We start from the raw sequence: 23,361 nt of genomic DNA, 5'->3' as shown, positions 1-23,361 counted from the left end.
CTAAATCACGCCGCTCACGCGGCCGCCCCACCACAACCCGTCATACGCGTTCGAGACGAACTGCTTCGAGCCGTTCCCCCACTGCGCGTCGAAATCCTTCGTGACGCCCTCTTCGATCATCTCGCGCGCGCTCTTGCCCATTTTCATCGCATCTTCAATGCGCCCCTGCAGCGTGACCAGCATCTCGTGCTCGGCTTCGAGATCCGCGCGGGTCAGCACGGGCCCCGTTTCCGGCACGATACGCGTCTCGCCGTCGCAGAGATCGATCAGCGTCTTCACCGCGTCGGCCATGCCGCCGATCCAGCCTCCGGTCGCGGTATCGAGGATCGGATAGGCGCCCTTGGCCGCGACGCCGCCGGCCACGATCACGTTGTCCTCCGGAAAGCGGACGTAGATGTCGCCGTCCGTATGGGCTTCCGGCAGGTGCGCGTACTCGACGATGCGATCGCCGATCGACGTCTCGAGCGGCTGCGGCTCGTGGGAATAGAACGTTTCCGTCGGCAGCGCCGCGTCGGGGCGCGGAGGATAGGTCCGGTCCTGCCAGTCGACGTAAAACTCGGTGCTCATCCAGAGCTTCGTGTTGATGTGAGCGTAGATGCGCGCGCCCGCCGTGGCGAACGCCTCGTTGCCGCCCGTGCTCTCGAGATGCCAGTGCGTGTTGAAGAGGGCCGAGACCGGCTTTCCGCCGAGCTCGTCCGCGAGGAAGGCGACGAGCGCGGCGGCGTGCTTCGGCGCGCCGCTGTCGACGAGCGCGAGTCCGTCCGGACCGTCCAACACGACGACGTTCCCGCCCGCTCCGCCGATCAGCGCGACCCTGTCGCTGAGCTTCGTCCTCGCAAGCGGCGTCTGCGCGAGCGCCGGGCGGAAGGCGCCGCCCCCGAGCAGCGCCGCCGACAACGCGCCGGCGCCGTACACGGCCGTCTTGAGGAAGTCGCGACGATCCGTCATTTCGCCTTCGTCAGCCCGTCCCGCACGACCCTCATTTTAAAGGACACGATTCCGTTCTGGCCAAACGAGCCTCCGGCATGCGGGCTCGCCGCGTTCGGCTTCGCGCTCGAAGCCGGTCGGAACCCGCGCCGCGCAAAGCGTCCGCCGCGCCGACGCGGGCGCCCTTGCCCCCCAAAAAGTGCATACAAAATGTAAACCGGTCCGGGCTCGGGAATGTGAAGAATTGACAAGCGTCGCGGCAGCCGCGGCTCACGAGCCCCGGAGCCGCGGCGCAATGACCCATCGCCGCCGGTACGCGGCACCGACGGCGAGGCCTTCGTAGGCGGCCCACGCGATTCCGGTGGCGGCGAGCTCTTGAGGCACCGGCACGTCGAGCCATGGGCCGGCAAACGTGTCCCAGCCGAGCGCGAGGTGGGCCATCCAGATGCCGATGCCCGCGGCCATCGCGGCGAGCGCGGCCCGCTCGTCGCCGCGCCGGCCGTGTAGCCCGCAGACGAGCGGCACGAACAAGCCGACCATCCCCACCGCGTACGCGCTCTCGAGCAGCTCGTACGCGCTGCTTCCCGAGTACGCCACCCCGAGGCTGCACGCGGCGACTCCGAGGATCGCGACCTTCGTGAGCGCGATCGTTGACGCGCGCGGCTCGAGCTTCGCGAGCAGGTTGTGCGCGAGCACGCTGCTCGGCGCGAGGATCGCGCTCTCGATCGTCGACATCACCGCCGCAATGATCGCGAGAACGAAGACGATCCCGAGCGCGGGCGTCATCAGCGCCGCGGCGAGCGCCGGCACCGTGCTGCGGCTCGTCTGCACACCGAGCGCGTCGGCCGCGAGACCCACGAAGGCGGGCACGAGACCGAGGGCCACGTAGAGCACGCCGCTTACGACGCACGCGAGGCTCGCGACGCGGTCGGAGCGCGCCGAAAAGATGCGCTGCGCGAGATCTTGTCCCGGGATGTTGCCGAGCGCGCCGACGGCGAGCACCGAGAGCCAGCCGACGAGCGCGGCCGGGTCGCCGGCCGGGACGAGCTTCAGGTGCTCCGCCGGCACCGAGCCGACGAGCGCGTCCAGGCCGCCGGCCGCGGCGAGCTTCGCGAGCATCGTCGCGGCAAGCACGGCGAGGCCGACGACGATGAGCGCGGCTTGCGCGGCGTCGGTCAGCGTCACGGACCACATCCCGCCGAGCAGCGTGTACCACGTGCCGACGGCCGCGACGAGCCACAGGCCGTGGCGCAGCGGAATGCCCCAGAAGAGCTCGAGGATGCCGGCCAGCGCGACGAACTGAGCGGCGATCCACCCGAAGTAGCCCGGGACCATGATGACGCTCGCGAGAACCTCTGCGCGCGGGCCGAAGCGGCGCCGGTAGAAGTCGGACAGCGTGAGCAGCTTCATCCGCCAGAGCCGGCCCGCGAAAAACGCGCCGGCGAGCACGAGGCAGAGGCCGGGGCCGATCGGCTCGAGGGCGGCCGCGCCCAGGCCCTCGGCCCGGATCTGATCGCTGGCCGTGAGCATCGTGCCGGCGCCGAACCACGTCGCGAACAGCGTGGCGGACGCGAGGGGCAAGGACAGCCTGCGCCCGGCGACGAGGTAATCCTCGGCCGAGCGCACGCGCGAACGCGCACGCATGCCGATGCCGAGCATCAGCAGAACGAAGGCGACCAGCGCAACAGCAAGAGCCGTGCCGTTCAACGCGGGGCCCGGGCGACCGGCGACGGAGGTGTCATCGCGCTGCGGAGAATATCTTGATGCGGTGCCCGAGGCTACCGGAACGCTATTTCATACCGATTCGGACGCGCGCAGAATAGGAAGCCCGCCTCGATGGAGAGAAGCAGCGTGAACGCGGAAGTCGATCCGATCGTCGGCTACTGGTACAGGCGCGTGGACAAGGGGCAAACGTTCACCGTCGTCGGCGTCGACGAGGACGAAGGCATTATCGAGATTCAGCACGCGGACGGCGAAGTCGAGGAAATCGACGAGGCCGCGTGGGCCGACATGGAGCTCGAGGTCGTCGACGAGCCGGACGAGTGGCGCGGCGCGCTCGACGATGTCGAGGACGAAGACCTCGATTACACCGACGACGGCACGGAGCGGGACGTCGACGAGTTGCGGGAGCTCGACGAGGACGACGACGAGTGGGACGACTCGCGCGACGAGCGGAAGTGACGTCGTCGAGCCGCCCGCCCGAACCGCGCCAAGCGCGCCGGCCGCTTGCCGGCGCGCTCGAGCAACGGAACGAAAGCAGCGCGGCGCTCGCGCCGCGCGTGCCGCCTCAACGCGGCTGCTGCACGTATCGCAGGTAAGGCTTCAGCTTGCGGAAGCTCCCATGCTTCTCTTGGACCGCCTCATCCGACAACGCCGGCGGCACGATCACGTCCTCGCCCGGCTTCCAGTTCACCGGCGTCGAGACCTGGTGCTTCGCCGTGAGCTGAATCGAATCGAGCAGCCTCAGGACCTCGTCGAAGTTGCGACCGCTCGACATCGGATACGTCAACGTCGCCTTGATCTTCTTGTCCGGGCCGATGATGAACACCGATCGGACCGTCTGGTTGTCGACGGGGGTCCGGCTCTTCGAGTCGCCGCTCGCGTTCGGATGCAGCATGTCGTAGGCCTTCGCGACCGATAGATCGCTGCCGTCGATGATCGGGTAGTTGACCGGGTGGCCCTGAGTCTCCTCGATGTCCTTCGACCAGGCGCGGTGATCGTCCACCGTGTCGCAGCTCAATCCGATCAGCTTGCAGTTGCGCTTGTCGAACTCCGGCTTCAAGCCGGCCATGTAGCCGAGCTCGGTCGTGCAGACGGGCGTGAAATCCTTCGGGTGCGAGAAGAGGATCGCCCAGCCGTCGCCGATCCACTCGTGAAAATTGATGCGCCCCTGTGTCGTCTCGGCGGTGAAGTTGGGCGCCTCGTCTCCAATGTGCAGTGCCATGCCTGGTTACTCCTCTCGGTCTCTTATGACGTTCAGCACTTATCTAATTCTAGATTGCGCCCTTTTGGGGCAATCGGGTGTGTGAAGGATACACGTGCGATACTCGGTGACAACTCCGCTGCGAGGACGATCGCCGCATGCCGACGAATATCATGATGCGACGAGCGGTTGCGCTCGTGGGTCTCGCCGCCGCGCTCTGGCTTGGGATCGCCGATGCGCAACGCGCGCCGCTCCTCATGCCGCTCGACACGGGAGCGCCGATCGGTTTCTTCGTCGCCGAAGGTGAAGCCGGCTCGGGCTACCGGCCCTCGGATCTAGAGCTCGCGCGGTGGGCGCTCGATGCGTGGGAGCGCGCGGCCGGCGGCGCCGTCCGCTTCGAGCCGGCGCCCGAGCCCGAGGCGCTGCTGCGGATCCATTTCGTCCAGGCGAGCGCGGGGCAGTACGGCGAGATGCGGCCGATCCGGGTGGGCGGCCGCCGCGGAGCCGACGTCTTCATACGTCCGGACACCGACGCGCTCGGCCCCGACATCGCGCGGCTCGCGGGCGCCGACCCGCTTCTGCGCGAGACGATCGTGTACCTCACGTGCCTGCACGAGATCGGCCACGCGCTCGGTCTCGGCCACACCGCAAACTATGAGGACGTGATGTACTTCTTCGGATTCGGCGGAAACATTCCCGAGTTCTTCGGCCGCTACCGGAGGCGGCTCGAATCGCGCGACGACATTGCCCGCCTCGAAGCGTTGTCCGCGGGCGACCTCGCGCAGCTTCGCGCGCTCTATGCAGCGCGCTGAGCGCCGCGCTCAGAATCGAAACAGCAGCGAGACGTTGAAGTTCGTGAGGTCCGCGTCGTCGGTATCGAACCACTCGTACTCGCCGCGCACGCCGATGCGATCCCAGTCGTACTGCAATCCGCCGACGACCGTGGCGCCGCTCTCGCTTTGCTCGCTCGTCAGCGTCAACGGATCCACGACGCTGTCGAACGTCCAAGTCACGTCGAGCTTCGCGTCGTAATACCCGGCGCCGCCGAACATGCTCAACCCCTCGAACGGCGCGAACGCGAGGAAGCGCACCGTCGCGATCTCGTATTCGCCGGCGACCTCGAGCTCGGCGAGATTGTTGGCGGAGTCGACGCCCAAGAAGCTCTCGGTGATGTCGCTCGTCGCACCCCATGCGACCTCGATGCCGTAAACGTCGGCAAACTGATAGCCGCCGAGGATCCGATAGGAGGTCGCACTGTCGGAGATGCTGAGACCGAACTCGTCGTCGCTCTCTCGGTACCGCGCGGAGCCGAGCGAAAGCCCGAGATAGCCGCCGTTCTGTTCCTGCGCCTGGGCCGCGGACGCAGTCAAGCCGATGAGGAGCGCCCACCGCACCGCGGTTCGCATGTCGTTACTCCCGTTTGCAGAAACGTCGTGCAGCGTAGCCGGAGGTCGCGAGAACCACAACGGCGTCGATTGGAAATCGAGAACCAGTCGCCTCTTGCCGCCCCCGCTGCCGTGTGCCAGCCTACGCGGAAAACGGCGCCGCGGCTCGGCCCGGAGAATCACGGGGGAGGAAAAACCATGAGGACGTCGAGAGCTGTGCGGGCTCGGCCTGTGCCGCCCGTCCGCCGTGCCTGCGCGATCTTGGCCGCTCTCGCCGCGGCGGGCGCGGCGCCCTCGGCATGGTCACAGGCCGAAGCGCCCGAGGGACCGGCGAGGCTCGGCGTGTTGGCTCCGGAGAACCTCGCGAAGCCGCGCCCTGCGCCCCCGTTCGACCTCACCGGCACGTGGCAGCACGACCTCACCGACTGGAACTCGTGGCGTTTCGTTCCCGAGCAATTCGAGCTCACGCCCGAAGCGCAACGGCACTACGACGCGGGGCGCCGCGCCCAGGCCGAAGGCAAGGTCTACCGGGACGACATCGGCCAGTGCTGGCCGGCGGGAATGCCGCTGATCATGACGCGAGTCTGGCCGATCGACATGATCCAGCTGCCGACCGCGATCTACATGATCAGCCACTTCATGAACAGCTTGCGCGTCATCTACCTCGACGGCCGGCCGCACAGCGACCCCGACGTCGTGGTCCCGTCTTGGAACGGCGAATCGATCGGGCGGTGGGAAGGCGACTCGCTCGTCGTCGATACCAAGTACTTTCCCGGCCACCATCATTGGATCGACCAGGGCGGAGCCAGCATCCCGGCGAGCGACGCGCTCCACATCGTGGAGCGCATCAGGATGATCGACGACGAGACCCTCGAGATCGAGTTCACGATGACGGACCCGAAGAGCTGGGTCGGCGAATGGAAGTCGACGAAGGTGTTCAAGCGTCACCACGACGTCGACATCGTCGAGGTGGAGTGCTTGCCGGATTTGAACGAGAACCTGCCGGCCACGTCGTCGCAATCTCTGGTGCGCTGATGCGTCCCGCAAACATCCGTCCACGATGCTTGCCGGGAACGGTTGGAGGGGGAAACTCATGAAACGGTTCTTCGCCGCCCTGCTGCCCGCAGCGCTCTCGGCCGCGGCAGTCGCCCATCATTCACCGGCGGTCTTCGATCAATCGAAGGAGATCACGGTCGCCGGCGTCGTCAGGGAGTTTCACTGGGGCAATCCGCACTCGTGGATCCACCTCGACGTCGCCGGTGACGACGGCACGGTGGAGCGGTGGAGCGTCGAGATGGACCCGGCGAGCCACCTCGCCCGCCGCGGCTGGCGCTCCACGACGGTCAAGCCGGGCGACGAGGTGTCGGTCGTCGTGCACCCGCTGCGCAACAACGAGAAGGGCGGGCAATACGTGAGCATCACGCTGCCCGGCGGCGCGGTGATGGACGCCCGCTGAATTTGCAACCCCGGCCGGGTCACGTTTCGGCCGGATACGTGATTCGCGTCCCGTCCACTTTGGCGAACCGCGTCAGCACGTGCTTGCGCGCGCTCTGCTCGCCGATGATGTCGACGACCTCGACGCCGCGGACGAGCAGCGCGTCGCCGACGAGCGAGCGGTGGCAGCGCCACGGCACGGCCTCGGCGCACATGATCGCCGCCGTGCGTCCCTCGGCCGCACCGATCAGCTCCGCCACGGCGGCCGAGAACTCCGGCGTCTGCATGTAGTCGGCGAAGCCCCGAAAGGAGTCGTTTCGCCAGCCGCGATTCACGGAATCGGCGGCCGGCCGCCGCAGGCCTCCGAGGCTGCCCATGTGGCGATACTCGATGCCCGCGTTCTCGAGGCTTCGGCGCAGGCTCTGCTGCTCGAACTGGGGATTGTGACGGGATTTCGGGACCGTGCGGATGTCGACGAGCAGATCGACGCGGTGGCGCCGCAGCAAGTCGATCAGCTCCTCGACCGGGCGCGTGGAATGCCCGATCGTGTAGATCGTCGGGGACGCGTGCGGACCGCCGGGCACGGAGCTCAAGGCTCGTCGGGCGCGGCCGCGAAATCGGCCAGTGCCCGCCCCGTGAGCCGATACGTCGTCCAGTCGCGAAGAGGCCGGGCGCCGACCCGCTCGTAGAACCGGATCGCCGGCGCGTTCCAGTCGAGCACGGCCCACTCGAGCCGGCCGCAGCCGCGCTCGACGGCGAGGTGCGCGACGCGGCGCAGCAACGCCTTGCCGATTCCCCGCCCCCGCAGCGCCGGTCTGACGAAGAGATCCTCGACGTAGAGCCCGGGCCGGCCGAGGAAAGTCGAGAACGTTCGGAAGAAGAGCACGAAGCCCGCGTCCTCGCCGTCGTAGCGGGCGATCAGCGCTTCGGCCGCCTTGTTCTCGCCGAAGAGCCCGCTGCGCAGCCCCGCCTCGTCGGCGACGACCTCGTGAGAAAGGCGCTCGTAGTCGGCGAGCTCGCGGATGAAGCCGAGGAGCGCCGGAACATCGTCGGCCTCCGCGGTCCGCACCGTGAGCCGCGGGCCGGCGCTCGTCATGCGGCGCACCCACCTCGCGCTGCACGTCCGGCTCGTCGCGTCGGCACGGCCGCCGGTGCCGTCACACTCGGCCTGAATCCACGTGCGGCGGCTGTCACGAGCGGTTCGAGCATTCGAAGTCCCCACGGGGCCCGAGTTGGGCTAGGTTATGCCCAATGCCCGGATCGAGCCAACCGCCATGCCGCCCGAACGGAGTCGAAAAAGTCGCACCGTGCACGGCGGCGGCGCGCACGTCCCGCTTCCCGCGGTCCTCGCCGCGGCCGCGGTGCTGCTCTTCCTGATCGCCCTCGGCGACTATCTGTCCGGACCCGAGATCTCGTTTTCGCTGTTCTATCTGGCGGTGATCGCGATGACCGCCTGGACGACGGGCCGCACGGCCCTCACGACGGTGATCGCGTCGACCGGCGCGCTGCTCTGGCTCGCGGCGGAGTGGCTCTCGCTCGGTCCGGCCAGCGTCGGCGTGGTCGCGTGGAACGCGACGACGCGTCTCGTGATCTTCACGCTGATCGGCGTGCTGATCTGCCGGCTCCGCAACGCGCTCGAGCTCGCGCACGAGCTCGCGCGCACGGATCACCTCACCGGGCTGCTCAATGCCCGGGCGTTCGAGGAGATCGCCAGGGTCGAGATCTCCCGCGCACGCCGATACGGCCATCCCCTGACGGTCGTTTACGTCGACGTGGACGACTTCAAGAGCGTCAACGACCGCTTCGGCCACAGCCGCGGCGACGACGTGCTGCGGGCCGCGGCGGGCACGTTGAAGCGCTCGCTGCGCCGCAGCGACAGCGTGTGCCGGATCGGAGGCGACGAGTTCGTCGCGCTGCTTCCGGAGACCGCGGCCGACCAGGCCGAGGACGTGATCGCGAAGCTCGGCTCGTCGCTCGCGAGCGCGGCGGGCGAGCTGGGCGTGCAGGTCACTTTCAGCATGGGCGCGGCCGTCTTCACCGTGCCGCCGGCGGACGTCGACGCGCTGATCAGGGGTGCGGACTCGCTGATGTACCGCGCGAAATCGGCGGGAAAGAACTGCGGCCACGTCGCGGTGCAGGAGCCCGCGATCGAGCCGCGGCGCCGCCTGCCCCATTAGCGACTCCGTCGCGTCGATGACGGCGCTCGGCGCGCGGGCAGGCCGCCTTCGGACCGACACGAGCACCTCCCCGTGCGCTTTCGCGCGTGTTGTTCCGCGGCGCGCGGGTCTGGTAGGTTCATATCGACATGCGAAAAGGTTTGCGTCTCCCGCTGATCGCCGCGGCCGCGCTCGCCGCGGGGGCCGTCGCGCTGACGGCGATGCTCTCGTCCCGGCTCGGCAACGAGCCGGCCGGCGAACGCGCTGCTTCCGCGCCGGCCGCGGAGCCTGCCGGCGACGCGGCCGAGCGACCGCTCCGCTACGACGTCGAGTACCCGGCCGTCGGCTACTCGACGACACCGACGACGGACCGCATCAGCGCGCTTGCGCAGACCCTTGCCGACGGCCGAGCGACGCTCGAGCACAGCGCGCCGCGAGGCTATCTCGACTCCCTGCTCGAAGCGCTCCAGATCGATCCCGCTTCGCAGGTGCTCGTGTTCTCCGCCACGAGCTTGCAGGTCGGCAACATCCGCGCGAGCACGCCCCGTGCGATCTATTTCAACGACGACGTGTACGTCGCCTGGGTGCAAGGCGGCGGGCCGATCGAGATCGCGTCGATGGATCCGAAGCTCGGCCCGGTGTTCTACACGCTCGATCAGACGGAGCCGCCGCAGTTCGATCGCCAGATGGAGCAGTGCCTGCGCTGCCACGATTCGCTGTCGTTGACCGGCGGCGGCGTGCCGCGCTTCATCGTCGGCTCCGGCTACATCGGCGCGCAAGGCAACGTCGTCGCCCACGAAGGGTGGATCCTCACGACGCAGCGAACGCCGCTCCGTAACCGCTTCGGCGGCTGGTACGTCACCGGCCGGCACGGCGACCAGGTGCACCTCGGGAACATCGTCGTGCGCAACATCGCGGACCTCACGGATCTCGAGAGTCTCCGGGTCGGCAATCTCGACGACCTCGACGGGCGCGTCGACATGACGCCTTACCTTGCTCCGGGCAGCGACATCGTGGCCCTGCTCGTGCTGCAACATCAGGTGGACGTGCAGAACGAGATCGCGCGGGTCGGCTATCGCGTACGCACGCTGCTGCCCGATACGGGCCGGGACGGCACTCGTTCCTCCGGCGAACCGGAGGATCCCGCGGTTCGCGAGCGGATCGCCGAGCTCACCGAGCCGCTCGTCGAAACGATGCTGTTCGTCGGCGAAGCGGAGATCACGAGCCCGATCACCGGCAGCTCGTCCTTCCAAGAGCGCTTCGAGCAGCGCGGTCCCCGCGACCGCCGTGGACGGTCGCTCCGCGAGCTCGACCTCACGCGGCGGCTGCTTCGCTACCCGTTGAGCTACCTCGTTTACTCCGAGGCGTTCGACGCTCTGCCCGGCCCCGCGAAAGCCTACGTCTACCGCCGCTTCGGCGAGATTCTGCGCGGAGAGGACCGAAGCGAGAAGTTCGCGCACCTGTCGCCCGCGGATCGCACCGCGGTGCTCGAGATACTGGCCGATACGAAGCCCGAGATCGTCCCCGCGCTCGAGAGGAGTGCCGCGGCGGAACCGCCTTCCTCCCCTGCGGGCGCGCAGGCCCTCCCGGAGCCCGGCCGCGGTGAGCGCGGGGGGTGACGACGGGCGGAGCGGGCCCTGGCCCGGAAGTTGCAGCCGCGGGGCATGCTCGCCGCGCACGGCACGCTCCGTCCCTCGAGCGCCGCTCCGCCGGCCTCGGGCTGAGCGCTCGAGCCGGGTTCCCGATGACTACCGGCGCTCGGAGTCCCGTCGACGCGCGAGGTGAAGCGGCCGTAGAGCGCCCGTTGCCTTCCTCCGACGACGTCGAAGCGCATCTTCGGGAGATCGCGGACGACGCATTCTCGCGCGCCGCGGGCGCGCCGCTGATCCACGGGAATCGCGTTCGGCTCCTGCGCGACGCGCAGGAGAACTACCCGGCATGGCTCGATGCAATCCGCGCCGCGCGGAATCACATCTATTTCGAGAGCTACTTCATCTGCGACGACGAGGTCGGACGGGAGTTCGCGGCGGCGCTCGGCGAGCGCGCGGCCGCCGGAGTCCATGTCCGGCTGATCTACGACTGGCTCGGTAACCTCGGCAAGGCATCGGGCCGCTTCTGGCAGGCGCTCCGCGCGGCCGGCGTCGAGGTGCGCTGCTTCAATCCGCCGAAGCCCGAGAGTCCGTTCGGGTGGCTGTCGCGCGATCATCGCAAGATGCTCGCGGTCGACAGCGAGGTCGCTTTCGTCACCGGGCTGTGCGTCGGCCGGGATTGGGTCGGCGACCCGGAGCGAGGCATCGACCCGTGGCGCGATACCGGCGTCGAGATTCGCGGTCGGGCCGTCGCGTCGGTCGAGCGCAGCTTCGCGCGGATGTGGGCGATGCTCGGCGAGCCGATTCCCCCCGGGGAAGCGGCGGACGAGGTCCGACCGGCGGGGCACAGCGCGATGCGGATCGTCGCCACCGAGCCCGCTACCGCCGGCATGCTTCGGGTCGACCAGCTCGTCGCGACGCTCGCGACGAGCCGCCTCTGGCTCACGGACGCGTACTATGCCGGCACCACGTCCTACGTCCAGGCCCTGCGCGCCGCGGCGCAGGACGGCATCGACGTGCGCCTCCTCGTCCCGAGCTCCACCGACGTGCCGCTGATGCGTCCGTTGAGCCGCGCGGGCTACCGTCCGCTGCTCGAGGCCGGCGTGCGCATCTTCGAATGGAACGGCACGATGCTGCACGCGAAGAGCGCCGTCGCCGACGGCAGCTGGGCGCGGGTCGGCTCCACGAACCTGAACGTTGCGAGCTGGTTCGGGAACTGCGAGCTCGACGCGGTCGTCGAGGACGTCGACTTCGCCCGCGAGATGGAGGAGGCGTACCTGCAGGATCTCGACCGCTCGACCGAGATCGTGCTGACCGCACGCCGCCGGGTGCAGGCGCCGGCGCCCGAGCGGGCGAGGCCGAGGCGAGCGGGGCTGTGGCCGATCGGCGGCCGCCCGAGACCCGGCCGGGGGAGCGCGAGCCGGGCAGCCGCCGGCGCGATCCGCATCGGCCACACGATCGGCGCGGCGTTCACGGATCGGCGCGTGCTGGGACCGGTCGAAGCGCGGCTCACGACGATCGCCGGCGTTCTCCTCTGCGGCCTCGCGCTGCTCTTCGCGTTGTTCCCGCGCGTGCTGGCCTACCCTCTTGCCGCGCTCGCCGCCTGGGGCGGCCTCGCGCTGCTCTATCGCGGCTATCGCCTGTGGCGCCGGGGCGCGTCCGACTCGGCGTGACGCTCGCATTTGGCGATCGCGCGGAGCTGTGGTATCAATAGCGGCCATGACGGTCGGCCGAGCCCGCTTCTACTATTTCCGGTTTTACGGTTTTCCGATGCCGCAGGCGGAGGAAGGGTTGCGATCGATCTAGAGTTCCCGTTCGAGAAGCATTCCGAAAGAGCCGCCAGCGAGACTGGCGGCTTTTTTTTCGGGCCGCCGGATCTCGCGGGCTCCAGCGACGAAAGTGAAAGGAAAAGTCATGGCGCCCCATACCGACGACCTGCGCATCCGCAGCCTCGAGCCGCTCGTCACGCCGGCCGAGCTGATCCGCGACCTGCCGTGCACGGACTCGATGTCCGAGACGGTATCCGCGGCACGAAGAGCCATCCACGAGATCTTGCGGGGCCGGGACGACCGTATCGTCGTCGTGATCGGGCCCTGCTCCATTCACGACCCGGCTGCGGCGATGGACTATGCGGAGCGCCTTCGACCGCTGCGCGACGCCCTGGGCGACGCGCTCGAGATCGTGATGCGGGTTTACTTCGAGAAGCCGCGCACGACGGTCGGGTGGAAAGGGCTGATCAATGATCCGGATCTGGACGGCAGCTTCCGAATCAACAAGGGCTTGCGCCTCGCCCGCCGGCTGCTCTGCGAGATCAATGCGCTCGGCTTGCCGGCCGGTTGCGAATATCTCGACACGATCTCGCCGCAGTACATCTCCGACCTCGTCGCCTGGGGCGCGATCGGCGCGCGCACGACGGAGAGCCAGATTCATCGCGAGATGGCGTCGGGGTTGTCCTGCCCGGTCGGCTTCAAGAACGGCACCGGCGGCAGCGTGAAGATCGCCGTCGATGCGGTGCGCGCGGCTTCCGAGCCCCACCATTTCCTGGCCGTGACGAAGGACGGCCGCTCGGCGGTCGCCGCCACCACCGGCAACCGCGACGGCCACGTGATCCTGCGCGGGGGCAAGGTGCCGAACTACGACTCGACGGGCGTCGACGCGGCAGCGAAGCTGCTCGAGGAGGCCGGCCTGCCGCCCCGAGTCATGATCGACGCGAGCCATGCGAACAGCGGCAAGCGGCCGGAAAACCAGCCGAAGGTCGTCGAGAGCATCGCTGCGCGGATCGAGAACGGCGAGAAGCGGATCATCGGCGTGATGGTCGAGAGCCATCTCGTCGGCGGCCGTCAGGATCTCGAGGCGGGGCGGCCCCTGACGTACGGCCAGAGCGTCACCGACGCGTGTCTCGGCTGGGACGAGTCGGTCGCCGTGCTCGAGCGGCTCGCTGCTGCGGTACGGCAAAGGCGCGCCGCCGAAAGCACGGCCTTCGAGGCGCGCACGCTGCGGAAAGACGTGACGGCGGCCTGAGCCGCAACGTCACGGCAAGGTTCGCTCCATCCTCACGTGCTCGATGTCCGCCTCGAGAAAGACGTCGCTCGTGATTCGGTAACCGAGGCGCTCGTAGAACGGCGCGGCCGAGACCTGCGCATGGCACCACACGCTCCGCAGTCCGTCGGCTTCGGCGCGCCGATGCAGCCACTGCATGATCGCCGAGCCGACGCCGCGACGGCGGGCCGCCGCGGTCACCGCGACGCGCCCGATCTTGCCGCCCTTGTCGAGGTCCAGACGGCCGGTGCCGACCGCCTCCCCGCCGACGTACGCGAGCACGTGCGCGCAGAGCGGGTCGCGGTCGTCCAGCTCGAGGCTCTCGGGCACGCCCTGCTCGTCGACGAACACGGCGTATCGAATGCGCCTGATCTCGGCACGGTCGGTGTGGAAATCGGCGTCGCGGACCTCGACGCTCGCCATGATCGGCTCCCGGTGCTACGGACAGGACGACAGTCTAACCCCCTCGACCGCCGTGCCCGCCGTGCTCAAACGCGAGCGCGGCGCAGCCGCAAAGCGTTGCCGATCACCGATACGGAGCTCAAGCTCATCGCCGCCGCCGCGATCACGGGGCTCAGCAGCAGACCGAACGCGGGATAGAGAACGCCCGCGGCAATCGGCACGCCGAGCGCGTTGTAGACGAAGGCGAAGAACAGATTCTGCCTGATGTTGCGCATCGTCGCCCGGCTGAGCAGCCGAGCGCGGGCGATCGCGCGCAAGTCGCCGCGAACCAGCGTCACGTCGGCGCTCTCCAACGCGACGTCCGCGCCGGTGCCCATCGCGATGCCGACGTGGGCGGCCGCGAGCGCCGGAGCGTCGTTCACGCCATCGCCGGCCATCGCAACCTTGCGGCCTTGGGCCTGCAGGCGCTTCACGACTTCGACCTTGTGCTCCGGCAGCACTCCTGCGAGCACCTCGTCGATCCCGAGACGCCGGGCCACCGCCCGGGCCGTCGTCTCGTTGTCGCCGGTCGCGATCGACAGCGTCACGCCGTCCGCCTGCAAGTCCCGGACGGCCTCGGCCGACGTGAGCTTGATCGGGTCCGCGACCGCGACGAGCCCCACGACCTCGTCGCCGTGCGCGACATACATCACGGTTCGGCCTTCCGTGCGCAGCGTCTCGGCGCGCGCAGCGAGAGCGGCCGCATCGAGGCCGAGCTCCGCGAGCAGCGCGCGGTTGCCGAGCGCGATGCGCTGCCCGCCGACGCGGCCGACGACTCCCTTTCCGGTCACCGAACGGAATTCCTCGACGGCGGAGAGCGCGAGGCCGCGGTCCATTGCGCCGGACACGATCGCCGCCGCGATCGGATGCTCGCTCCCGCGCTCGAGGCTCGCGGCGAGGGCGAGCATTTCGTCCTCGCCGATGCCGCCCGTCGTCACCGCCGAGACGAGCTTCGGCTTCCCTTCGGTCAGCGTGCCGGTCTTGTCGACGACGAGCGTGTCGACCTCGCGCAGGAGCTCGATCGCTTCGGCGTTCTTGAACAGCACGCCGACGGAGGCGCCCTTCCCTGCCGCGACCATGATCGACATCGGCGTGGCGAGCCCGAGCGCGCAAGGGCACGCGATGATCAGCACGGCGATCGCGTTGATGAGCCCGTAGGCCATCGCCGGGGCGGGCCCGAGCAGCGACCATGCGACGAACGTGACGATTGCGGCGACGACGACGGCCGGCACGAAGTACGACGCCACGACGTCCGCCAGGCGTTGAATCGGAGCTCGGCTGCGCTGCGCCTCGGCGACCATGCTCACGATCTGCGCGAGCAACGTGTCCGCGCCGACTCGCTCCGCGCGGATCACGAGCGAGCCGGTCGAGTTCATCGTGCCGCCGATCACTTCGTCGCCCGCGCGCTTCTCCACGGGCATCGGCTCGCCCGTGATCATCGACTCGTCGACGGCGCTTTCGCCTTCGATCACCGTCCCGTCCACGGGCACCTTCTCGCCCGGACGGACGCGCAGCCTATCGCCGACACCGATTTCGTCCCGCGGGACGTCCTCCTCCGTGCCGTCCGCGCCGATCCGGCGCGCCGTCTTCGGCGCGAGCTCGAGCAGCGCGCGAATCGCGGCCCCGGTGCGGCTCCGCGCGCGCAGCTCGAGCACCTGCCCGAGCAGCACGAGCGTGACGATGACGGCGGCCGCTTCGAAATAGACGGCCACCTCGCCGCCCTCGCCGCGAAACGCCGCCGGGAAGATTCCCGGCGCGACGACGGCCGCGACGCTGTACGCGTACGCCGCCGCGACGCCGAGCGCGATCAGCGTGAACATGTTGAGACGGCGCGTGGCGATGGAATACGCGCCGCGCACGAAGAACGGCCATCCTCCCCACAGCACGACCGGCGTCGCGAGCACGAGGCCGATCCAGCCCATCAAAGGGCCGTGCGCGAGCCCTGCGAGCGGCAGGGCGGGAATCATCTCGGCCATGGCGAGCACCACGAGCGGCACGGTGAGGATCGCGCTCACGACGAGGCGGCGCGTCATATCCCGCAGCTCCCGGTTCTCCGCCTCGTCGGCGCTCGTGACGACCATCGGCTCGAGCGCCATCCCGCAGCTCGGGCAAAAGCCCGGGCCGTCCCGAACGACGTCGGGATGCATCGGGCAGGTCCACTTTCCGGCCTGCACCGCGGCCGGCGAAGGCCGGCGCTTCGAGTCCGTTCCGTGGCAGCCGCAGTGCGCGTGCCGGCTCGATGTCGATTCGTGCGCCCCGTGCCCCGCTTCGGCGTGACTGCGGCGGTCCGCTTGTCTGGCTCGATCGCTCGTCATTTCCCGCATCAATCCCATCCTCCTCGACGCGGCCGTTGTCGAAGCTCCGCGGCACCCCTAGAATTGACCTTCCAATGATGGGAAGGTCAACCCGCAGCGGCAGCGAGGGATGAGCAGGAGAACGGCGAGCCCCGTCGAGCTCGACGCGGCCCGCAAAGCCGGCTACTTCAACATCGGCGAGGCGGCCGAGGCGGCGGGCGTGTCCGCGAAGATGATCCGCTACTACGAGTCGATCGGGCTGATCCCGAAAGCGGCGCGCACCTTCGCGAACTACCGCCTGTACGGCCCGGACGACGTGCATACGCTTCGCTTCATCCGCCGTGCGCGCGAGCTCGGGTTCCCGATCGAGCAAATCCGCACATTGCTCGGGCTGTGGCAAGAGCGGCGGCCGAGCGCCGAGGTCAAGCGCGTCGCGCTCGCGCACATCGCCGAGCTCGAAGACAAGATCCGGGCGCTCGATGCCATGCGAAAAACACTCGTTCACCTCGCGGACAGCTGTCACGGCGACGATCGCCCAACCTGCCCGATCCTGGAGGAGCTGACCCGCCCCGATTGACGAGGCCGTGCTGCACGGTGTCGTCCGGAAGCGGTTGCGCGGCGGCGTCGGGCTCGGGTGACGCCTTTCTTTACAGCTCTCGGGAGCGGATCCCTGCAAAGCCGCGAGTTTCGCGGGTTTGGGAGTCCGGCACGCCTTTTGCTGTGACTGTGATGGACGTCCGCGCAAACGCGGCGGCCGAACGAGACGATGAGCGAGAAAGTGCAGATTCGATGAACAGACTGATCGAAGACGGTGTCAGGTACCTGCAGGCTCGCGGCTATCCGGTCGACGAGCAGAGCCTGCTCCGCGATGCCGCCTATCGTGCGCTATTCGACGACCTGCTCCGCGCCAATCCGTGGCATCCGGAGCTCGACGCAGTCCGGAGCCTCTTGTCCCGCGTGCCGGAGGAAAGCGGCGAGCCCGGGTAGACCGGCCGCCGAGGTCGGCGCGAAGCGCTTCGTAGCGTCCCCGGGACCGCATCCCGGCACTGTTGCCGCGAAGCTTCGTCGCCGTCCGGCAACGCTCCGCTAGCTTTTCGAGCGCTTCTTCGTCGTTCGCTTCCGGGTCGATTTCTTCTTGCTCTTGTTCCGGCTCGACCGCTTCTTGCCGGATGCCTTTTTCTTCGAGGCCTTTTTCTTCGAGGCTTTCTTCTTCGAGCCCTTCTTCCTGCTCCCCGGCTTGCCCGGCACTTTCGCACCTTCGCGGCGCGCCTCGGCGAGCCCGATCGCGATCGCCTGCTTACGGCTCTTCACCTTTTTCCCGGACTTGCCGCTGCGCAGCTTGCCGCGTTTGCGCTCCCGCATCGCGCGCTCGACCTTTTTCGACGCCTTCTTGCCGTACTTTCTCGCCATCTCTCTCGTCCCGCCGTCGGTGTGCTTCCGGATCAGCACGAATCGTGCCAAGCGGGTTGCAACGAGTGCGTGCAAATTGGCGCTCGACCCCACGGGCGCGGGCACGGCAGGCTACGACGCCGTTATGACCGCGATGATCCGGCCCGTCGGGGACACTCAGACGACAGGCAGGCGGCCGCCCAGCAGCCACGGAAGGTCAGCAGCAGGGCCACGCCCGCGAATATCCCTAACAGCGCCGCGCGGAACTGCGGGACTTTGGCGGTTTAAAGACACGAGAGTCGCTCGAAACTGCGAGGCGAGTAGCGCTACGGCTGAATCGGCTTGTGCAGAGATTCGAAGTAGACGTCTGCGGACGACGCCGACGACCGGGCCGACGACAGGCTGCTCTTTGTCGAAGCCGAGTGCCGCGGACTCCGCGGAGGCGTTTTCTGAATGAGAATCGTTTCGTAAATCCCTCCGCGGAAGAGAATTACCAGGCTGCAAATGCGCTGCTCCAGCGGGCAGATGAAGAGCATCGTCCGGCTCTACGCCGTCTTTCACGCGAAGCAGAGCCGCCGATTCGCGGTGTGTCTCCTCGAAGCATTTCTGCACCATCGAGGTCAAATGCGACCTGGTTCACATTCTCCGGCTACCCCCATCGCGAGGATGCGCCGATCCACGAGCGTGGGACTCGGGAGGCGTATTCGCATGACTTCGAACGCGGGCCGAGCGGCTGCAATCATCATCATTCTGCTTCTTGCCGCGTGCGGCGGCGGCAGCGATTCCGGCGGCACGAAAGGCACTGGCGGCGGATCAGGCACGCGAAGGAGGGGGGACGATCATGCGCGCAGAGAATCAGGAGCGGGCAGGCCGACGCACGCGATGGTGGATCAAACCGCGTGCACTCGTGGTGCAGTGCAGTTCTGCTGCCCAGCTGGCCGCGTCCGGGTGCACGACGATGCAGACGGTAGAGCCGCCATCGGGCTCCGCGGCATGGCAGGAAGTCGACCCCGGAGAGACGGTGCTCGTGTCGTTGCGGGATGGAAGCGAGGTCGACCTGTCGTTCGTCAGCTGGACGTCCGAGGGGTTGACCGGAACCGACGAGGTCGGAGCTCTGCAGGAGATTGAGCCTGACGAGATCGCCAGGATCGAGGTCGAGAGGACCTCGATCGCGAAAAGCATCGGACTGGGTGCCGCCGTGGGCGCGGTCCTTGTCGGGATCGCTGTGGACACCGCTTCGGACATTACGGATGGGCTCGAGGACGTGGTCGATCCGGATCGATGAACGGCATGGGTGCAGCGGCGCTCGAAGCCGAGCTCGCCGCGAAGCGCGTTATCGCGGCGGCGATACGCGTCGCTCTGCGCAACCCCGAACCCTACGACGGCGATATCAGGAGGCTGTGGGCCCCGGCAAGCACCATGTTTGGATATTTGCGCGACACGACCGCTCGGAGGACGCGGCCGCTCACGCGGAGCGGCGTTCCCCGCGAAGACGGGCGCCGACCCGCGAGCTCCAGACGTAGAACAACGGGATGAACAGCACGGCGATGAAGGTCGCCGCCAGCATTCCGCCGATCACGCCCGTCCCGATCGAGTGACGGCTCGCGGCCCCTGCGCCCGAGCTGACCGCGAGCGGCACGACGCCGAGGATGAACGCGAGCGATGTCATCACGATCGGCCGAAAGCGAAGCCGCGCCGCTTCGACGGCGGCCTGCACCCGGGTCATCCCTTCCCGATGCATGTGCGCGGCGAACTCGACGATCAGGATCGCGTTCTTCGCCGCGAGCCCGACCAGCGTGACGAGCCCGATCTGAAGGTACAGGTCGTTGTAGATACCCCGCAGCCACACCGCCATGAAGGCGCCGAACACGGCGAACGGCACCGCGAGAATGACGGCGAACGGCAGCGTCAACCGCTCGTACTGCGCGGCGAGGATCAGAAATACCATGAGCACGGCGAGGCCGAAGATCGCGACGGTGTTCTGGCCGCTCGTCTTTTCCTGAAACGAGATTCCCGACCAGGCGAGCGTGAAGCCGTCCGGCAGATACTCGGCCGCGAGCTGCTCCATGATCGCGAGCGCTTGTCCCGAGCTGTAGCCCGGTGCCGGCTCGCCCGACAGGCGCGCGGACGGGAACAGGTTGAAGCGCTCGATGACGTCGGGGCCGGTGAGGGACTTCACCGTCGCAATGGCCGTGAGCGGCAGCATCGCACCGCTCGAGGAGCGCACATAGACGTCGCGCACGTCCTCGGGATGGGCACGATACTTCGCCTCGGACTGAAGCTGCACGCGGTACACGCGCCCGTCGCGGTTGAAATCATTCACATAGAACGCGCCGAACGTGCTCTGCAGCGTGACGTTCACGTCGTCCATGTCGACGCCGAGAAGCTTCGCTTTCGAGACGTCCACGTCGATCTGCACGCGCGGCACCTGCGCCGAGTAAGACGTGCCGACGCCGATCAGCTCCGGTCGTGCCGCGGCCGCCGCGACGAGGGCCTGCGTGGCCTGCTCGAGCGCCGCGTAGTCGCTGCCGGAGCGCATCTGCACGAAACCTTCGAAGCCGCCCGTGTTCGACATCCCTTCGATCGGGGGCGGCGACAGGGAGAAGATGAAGGCGTCCTCGATCGCCGTGCCGGCGGCGAACAGGGCCGCGGCCACCTCCTGCGAGCTCATGCCCGGCGCTTCCCGCTCCGACCAGTCCTTGAGGAGCACGAAGCTCACGCCGGCGTTGCTCCGCTGGGCGTTGGTCTGCACGTCGAAGCCGGCGACGGTGATGTTGTCCTCGTAGGCGGGATGCTCGAAGGTCGCCTCGTCGAGCTGCTCGAGCGCGGCACGCGTGCGCTGGAGCGACGCCGCCGGCGGCAGAGCGGCGATCGTGATCACGTAGCCTTGATCCTCGTTCGGCGCGAGCGCGGTCGGCACGCTGCGCGCCACGAGCCACGTCGCGAGCAGCATGACCGCGATCAGGGCCGCGGCGACCACGCCGTGGCGCAGCACCCAGCCGACGCCCGACGTGTAAAGGCGCGTGAGCTTGCCGAACGCCGTATCGAAGTGGCGCAGCGGCCCCTTCGGCTCGACCTCGCCGGTGCGCAGAAGCCGAGCGCACATCGCGGGCGTGAGCGTGAGCGCGATGAAGCCCGAGATCGTGACCGACACGGCGATCGTGATCGCGAACTGCCGGTACATCTCGCCGACCAGCCCGCCGAGGAACGCGACCGGCAGGAACACGGCGTTCAGCACCAGCACGATCGCGATGACCGGGCGGCTCACCTCGGCCATCGCGCGGCGCGTGGCCTCCCGCGAGTCGATGTGCTCCGTGCGCATGTGCCGCTCGACGTTCTCGAGCACGACGATCGCGTCGTCGACGACGATGCCGATCGCGAGCACCATACCGAAGAGCGTGAGCGAGTTGATCGAGAAGCCGAGCAAATACATGCCGGCGAACGTACCGATCAACGACACCGGGACCGCGAGCGACGGAATGACCGTCGCGCGAAGGTTGTACAGAAAGACCCAGACGACGAGAAACACGAGCACCATCGCCTCGACGAAGGTCATCGCGACCTCGCGCATCGAGACGCGCACGTACTCGCTCGTGTCGTACGGCACCGCCCAGGTGAGCCCGGCGGGGAAGCGCTGCGCGAGCTCCTCCATCTTCTCGTACACGGCCCGCGACGTCTCGAGCGCGTTCGCCGACGGTGCGAGCTGCACTGCCGCGCCGATGACGGGACGGCCCTTGCGCGTCAGCCCAAAGGAGTAGTCACGCGCGCCGAGCTCGACACGCGCCACGTCGCCGAGACGCACGATCTCGCCCGATTCGCCGGTCTTCAGCACGATCTGCTCGAACTGCTCCGGGTCGGACAGCCGGGACTGAGTCGTCACGGTGAGCGTCATATCGACGCGCTCGTGCATCGGCTCGTCGCCGAGCCGGCCGGCGGCAGACTGCGCGTTCTGCTCCCGCACCGCTTCGGCGACGTCGGAGGGCGTCAGCCCGAGCTCGGCCAAGCGGTCGGGCCGAAGCCAGATTCGAATCGAGTAGTCGCGGGCGCCGAACACCTGCACGTTGCCGACGCCGGGGATGCGGCGAATCTCGTCGAGCACGTTCCGCGTCGCGTAATTCGAGATGAAGAGATCGTCGTAACGGCCGTCGGGAGAGTCGAGCGTGATGATCTGGAGGAAGCTCGGCAGGGTTTTCGCGACGGTCACGCCCTGCCGGCGCACCTCCTCCGGGAGCAGTTGGAGCGCGCTCTGCACGCGGTTCTGGACGTTGATCACCGCGATGTCGGGGTCGGTTCCGACGGCGAACGTGATCGCAATCTCGAGCGAGCCGCTCGACGAGCTCGCCGAGCGCAGGTACAGCATGTTCTCGACGCCGTTGAGCGCCTGCTCGAGAGGCGCGGCGACGGTCTCGGCAACGACGTCGGCGCTCGCGCCGGGATACACCGTCGTGACGCTCACCTGCGGCGGCGTGATGTCCGGGTACATCGCGACCGGCAGCGCGCGAAACGCCGCGAGGCCCGCGATCACGATGAAAGCGGCGACCACGGTCGCGAAGAGCGGCCGGTCGATGAAATAGTTCGAGATCACCGCGAGCCTTCCGCCGAAACGCCGCCGCCTTGCGCGGCGCGTATCGGGGTGGCCTCGACGAGCGCGCCCGGCTGCACCTTCAGGAGGCCGTCGACGACGATGCGATCGCTGCTCGAAAGGCCGTTCGTCACTGCGGCATAGTTGCCTGACGACACTCCGACCTCTATCGGCTGCGCGGCAACGGCGCCCGACTCGTCGATGCGCCACACGAACGTCCCTTGCGCACCATTCATGATCGCGCGCTTCGGGATCACGAGCGCGTCCTCGACGCTCACACCCTCGATGCGGGCACGCGCGACCTGGCCGGGCAGCCATACGCCGTCGTCGTTGTCGAAGAGCGCCCGCACGGCGACGGTCCCGGTAGCCTCGTCGACCCGCGGTGCGATGAACTCGATCTGCGCCGTCGCGGGGCGCGTGCCGGGCGGCCCGATGACCCGGACCCTCACCTCCGCCGGATTCTCGGCAAGCGCCGCCCGCAACCGGCCCGCGTCGGCCTCGGGCACGGCGAAATCGACGTACATCCGATCGGTCTGGACGATATACGTGAGCAGGCTCGAGTCGGTGCCGGCCGTGATGAGGCTGCCTTCCGAGCGCACCTCCCGGCTCGTCAGCCCGTCGATCGGCGCGCGCACGTCCGTGTAGGAGAGCTCGAGCTCGGCCGTGCGCAGCGCCGCTTCCGCGGCAGCCACGGCCGCCCGCGCCGTCTCGTATGCCGCGACCGCGTTGTCGCGATCCCGCTGGCTTGCGAGCCCCTGATCGAACAGCGGCAAGATGCGATCGTGCTCGCGCTCGGCTTGTCGCAAGTTGGCCTGCTGCAAGCCGAGCTCGGCGCGTGCGCGCTCGACGTTCGCCCGAAACGGCGCCGGGTCGATCCTGAACAGCACCTCGCCGGCTTTGACCGGCGCCCCTTCGTCGTACAGCCGCTTGAGCAGGATGCCCGAGACCCGTGCCCGCACCTCGACCTCGCGGACGCCGTGGAGCTCTGCGGCATACTCGAGCGCGAGCGGAAGCTCACCGGCGCGCACTTCCAGAGAGGTGACCGGGACGCGGGGCTGGGCCGCCTGCTGGGCGGCCGGCTGCTCGCAAGCGGTGAGCCACGGGATCGCGAGCAGCGCTGCGCCGGCGGCGCCCCACGCAGCCCTATTCTTGCTCGGCACGGAAAAGCTCCTTCGCGAGGGGGGCGGCATGATACCAAAAGT

General features: G+C 68.5%; 22 protein-coding genes. 11 read left to right on the top strand and 11 right to left on the bottom strand.

Going from position 1 to position 23,361, the window contains the following annotated elements; genetic code table 11:
- Together VF329_10605 and VF329_10600 are read right to left on the bottom strand one after the other, a co-directional pair.
- Nucleotides 1-948: an MBL fold metallo-hydrolase gene (locus tag VF329_10605; protein ID HEX7081454.1), complete on the bottom strand. Its 948-nt coding sequence runs from the start codon at nucleotides 946-948 to the stop codon at nucleotides 1-3.
- Nucleotides 949-1,197: 249 nt separating this feature from the next.
- Nucleotides 1,198-2,634, bottom strand: a complete 1,437-nt coding sequence (locus tag VF329_10600) for a sodium:solute symporter family protein (protein ID HEX7081453.1) — start codon at nucleotides 2,632-2,634, stop codon at nucleotides 1,198-1,200.
- A gap of 129 nt (nucleotides 2,635-2,763) precedes the next feature.
- Between VF329_10600 and VF329_10595 the strand changes: the two genes are divergently transcribed.
- Nucleotides 2,764-3,108 (top strand): DUF6763 family protein, encoded by a 345-nt coding sequence (locus VF329_10595; protein HEX7081452.1) that lies wholly within the window; start codon nucleotides 2,764-2,766, stop codon nucleotides 3,106-3,108.
- A gap of 106 nt (nucleotides 3,109-3,214) precedes the next feature.
- On the opposite strand, the gene VF329_10590 is transcribed toward VF329_10595, so the two are convergent.
- The gene (locus VF329_10590; protein ID HEX7081451.1) at nucleotides 3,215-3,871 is read right to left on the bottom strand and encodes a peroxiredoxin; all 657 of its coding nucleotides are present in this window, start codon (nucleotides 3,869-3,871) and stop codon (nucleotides 3,215-3,217) included.
- A 152-nt stretch (nucleotides 3,872-4,023) separates the two neighbouring features.
- On the opposite strand from VF329_10590, the gene VF329_10585 reads away from it, so the two are divergent.
- Nucleotides 4,024-4,662 carry a matrixin family metalloprotease gene (locus VF329_10585; GenBank protein HEX7081450.1) on the top strand — a complete coding sequence of 213 codons (639 nt, stop codon included), beginning with the start codon at nucleotides 4,024-4,026 and terminating at the stop codon, nucleotides 4,660-4,662.
- A gap of 9 nt (nucleotides 4,663-4,671) precedes the next feature.
- Here the strand turns inward: VF329_10585 and VF329_10580 are convergent, their stop codons facing one another.
- Entirely contained in the window at nucleotides 4,672-5,256 is a 585-nt protein-coding gene (locus VF329_10580) for an outer membrane beta-barrel protein (GenBank protein ID HEX7081449.1), read from the bottom strand.
- A gap of 321 nt (nucleotides 5,257-5,577) precedes the next feature.
- Between VF329_10580 and VF329_10575 the strand changes: the two genes are divergently transcribed.
- Together VF329_10575 and VF329_10570 are read left to right on the top strand one after the other, a co-directional pair.
- Nucleotides 5,578-6,270 (top strand): hypothetical protein, encoded by a 693-nt coding sequence (locus VF329_10575; protein ID HEX7081448.1) that lies wholly within the window; start codon nucleotides 5,578-5,580, stop codon nucleotides 6,268-6,270.
- Nucleotides 6,271-6,328: 58 nt separating this feature from the next.
- The gene (locus VF329_10570; protein HEX7081447.1) at nucleotides 6,329-6,691 is read left to right on the top strand and encodes a DUF6152 family protein; all 363 of its coding nucleotides are present in this window, start codon (nucleotides 6,329-6,331) and stop codon (nucleotides 6,689-6,691) included.
- Between the two features lie 19 nt (nucleotides 6,692-6,710).
- Here VF329_10570 and VF329_10565 read toward each other — a convergent pair whose 3' ends face one another.
- Both VF329_10565 and VF329_10560 read right to left on the bottom strand, forming a co-directional pair.
- Nucleotides 6,711-7,262, bottom strand: coding sequence for a DUF488 domain-containing protein (locus tag VF329_10565; protein ID HEX7081446.1), 552 nt, complete (start codon nucleotides 7,260-7,262; stop codon nucleotides 6,711-6,713).
- On the bottom strand, nucleotides 7,259-7,765 hold the full coding sequence (locus VF329_10560; GenBank protein ID HEX7081445.1) for a GNAT family N-acetyltransferase: 507 nt from the start codon (nucleotides 7,763-7,765) through the stop codon (nucleotides 7,259-7,261). Before VF329_10560 ends, VF329_10565 begins: the two co-directional genes overlap by 4 nt.
- 178 nt (nucleotides 7,766-7,943) lie before the next feature.
- On the opposite strand from VF329_10560, the gene VF329_10555 reads away from it, so the two are divergent.
- The 4 genes from VF329_10555 (at nucleotide 7,944) to VF329_10540 (ending at nucleotide 13,435) form a co-directional block, all read left to right on the top strand.
- Nucleotides 7,944-8,846, top strand: coding sequence for a GGDEF domain-containing protein (locus tag VF329_10555; GenBank protein ID HEX7081444.1), 903 nt, complete (start codon nucleotides 7,944-7,946; stop codon nucleotides 8,844-8,846).
- A 128-nt stretch (nucleotides 8,847-8,974) separates the two neighbouring features.
- Nucleotides 8,975-10,444, top strand: a complete 1,470-nt coding sequence (locus VF329_10550) for a hypothetical protein (GenBank protein HEX7081443.1) — start codon at nucleotides 8,975-8,977, stop codon at nucleotides 10,442-10,444.
- Nucleotides 10,445-10,629: 185 nt separating this feature from the next.
- A complete protein-coding gene (locus VF329_10545) occupies nucleotides 10,630-12,087 on the top strand; it encodes a phospholipase D-like domain-containing protein (GenBank protein HEX7081442.1) in 1,458 nt (485 codons plus the stop codon).
- A gap of 241 nt (nucleotides 12,088-12,328) precedes the next feature.
- A complete protein-coding gene (locus tag VF329_10540; protein ID HEX7081441.1) occupies nucleotides 12,329-13,435 on the top strand; it encodes a 3-deoxy-7-phosphoheptulonate synthase in 1,107 nt (368 codons plus the stop codon).
- Nucleotides 13,436-13,444: 9 nt separating this feature from the next.
- Here VF329_10540 and VF329_10535 read toward each other — a convergent pair whose 3' ends face one another.
- Together VF329_10535 and VF329_10530 are read right to left on the bottom strand one after the other, a co-directional pair.
- On the bottom strand, nucleotides 13,445-13,876 hold the full coding sequence (locus VF329_10535; GenBank protein HEX7081440.1) for a GNAT family N-acetyltransferase: 432 nt from the start codon (nucleotides 13,874-13,876) through the stop codon (nucleotides 13,445-13,447).
- Between the two features lie 65 nt (nucleotides 13,877-13,941).
- Entirely contained in the window at nucleotides 13,942-16,068 is a 2,127-nt protein-coding gene (locus tag VF329_10530) for a copper-translocating P-type ATPase (protein HEX7081439.1), read from the bottom strand.
- Nucleotides 16,069-16,318: 250 nt separating this feature from the next.
- On the opposite strand from VF329_10530, the gene cueR reads away from it, so the two are divergent.
- Nucleotides 16,319-16,765, top strand: coding sequence for a Cu(I)-responsive transcriptional regulator (gene cueR, locus VF329_10525; GenBank protein HEX7081438.1), 447 nt, complete (start codon nucleotides 16,319-16,321; stop codon nucleotides 16,763-16,765).
- 212 nt (nucleotides 16,766-16,977) lie between these two features.
- Nucleotides 16,978-17,175 (top strand): hypothetical protein, encoded by a 198-nt coding sequence (locus VF329_10520; protein ID HEX7081437.1) that lies wholly within the window; start codon nucleotides 16,978-16,980, stop codon nucleotides 17,173-17,175.
- A 99-nt stretch (nucleotides 17,176-17,274) separates the two neighbouring features.
- Here the strand turns inward: VF329_10520 and VF329_10515 are convergent, their stop codons facing one another.
- Nucleotides 17,275-17,598: a DUF6496 domain-containing protein gene (locus VF329_10515; GenBank protein ID HEX7081436.1), complete on the bottom strand. Its 324-nt coding sequence runs from the start codon at nucleotides 17,596-17,598 to the stop codon at nucleotides 17,275-17,277.
- An 820-nt stretch (nucleotides 17,599-18,418) separates the two neighbouring features.
- Between VF329_10515 and VF329_10510 the strand changes: the two genes are divergently transcribed.
- Nucleotides 18,419-18,862: a hypothetical protein gene (locus VF329_10510; protein HEX7081435.1), complete on the top strand. Its 444-nt coding sequence runs from the start codon at nucleotides 18,419-18,421 to the stop codon at nucleotides 18,860-18,862.
- A 180-nt stretch (nucleotides 18,863-19,042) separates the two neighbouring features.
- On the opposite strand, the gene VF329_10505 is transcribed toward VF329_10510, so the two are convergent.
- Together VF329_10505 and VF329_10500 are read right to left on the bottom strand one after the other, a co-directional pair.
- The gene (locus tag VF329_10505) at nucleotides 19,043-22,162 is read right to left on the bottom strand and encodes a multidrug efflux RND transporter permease subunit (GenBank protein HEX7081434.1); all 3,120 of its coding nucleotides are present in this window, start codon (nucleotides 22,160-22,162) and stop codon (nucleotides 19,043-19,045) included.
- A complete protein-coding gene (locus VF329_10500; GenBank protein ID HEX7081433.1) occupies nucleotides 22,159-23,319 on the bottom strand; it encodes an efflux RND transporter periplasmic adaptor subunit in 1,161 nt (386 codons plus the stop codon). Before VF329_10500 ends, VF329_10505 begins: the two co-directional genes overlap by 4 nt.
- Between the last annotated feature and the right edge of the window lie 42 nt (nucleotides 23,320-23,361).

The organism is Gammaproteobacteria bacterium (assembly GCA_036381015.1).
Classification (GTDB): domain Bacteria; phylum Pseudomonadota; class Gammaproteobacteria; order Steroidobacterales; family Rariloculaceae; genus ZC4RG20.
Note: the sequence above shows the minus strand (reverse complement) of the source record. Positions and strands in the feature narration are given on the sequence as shown.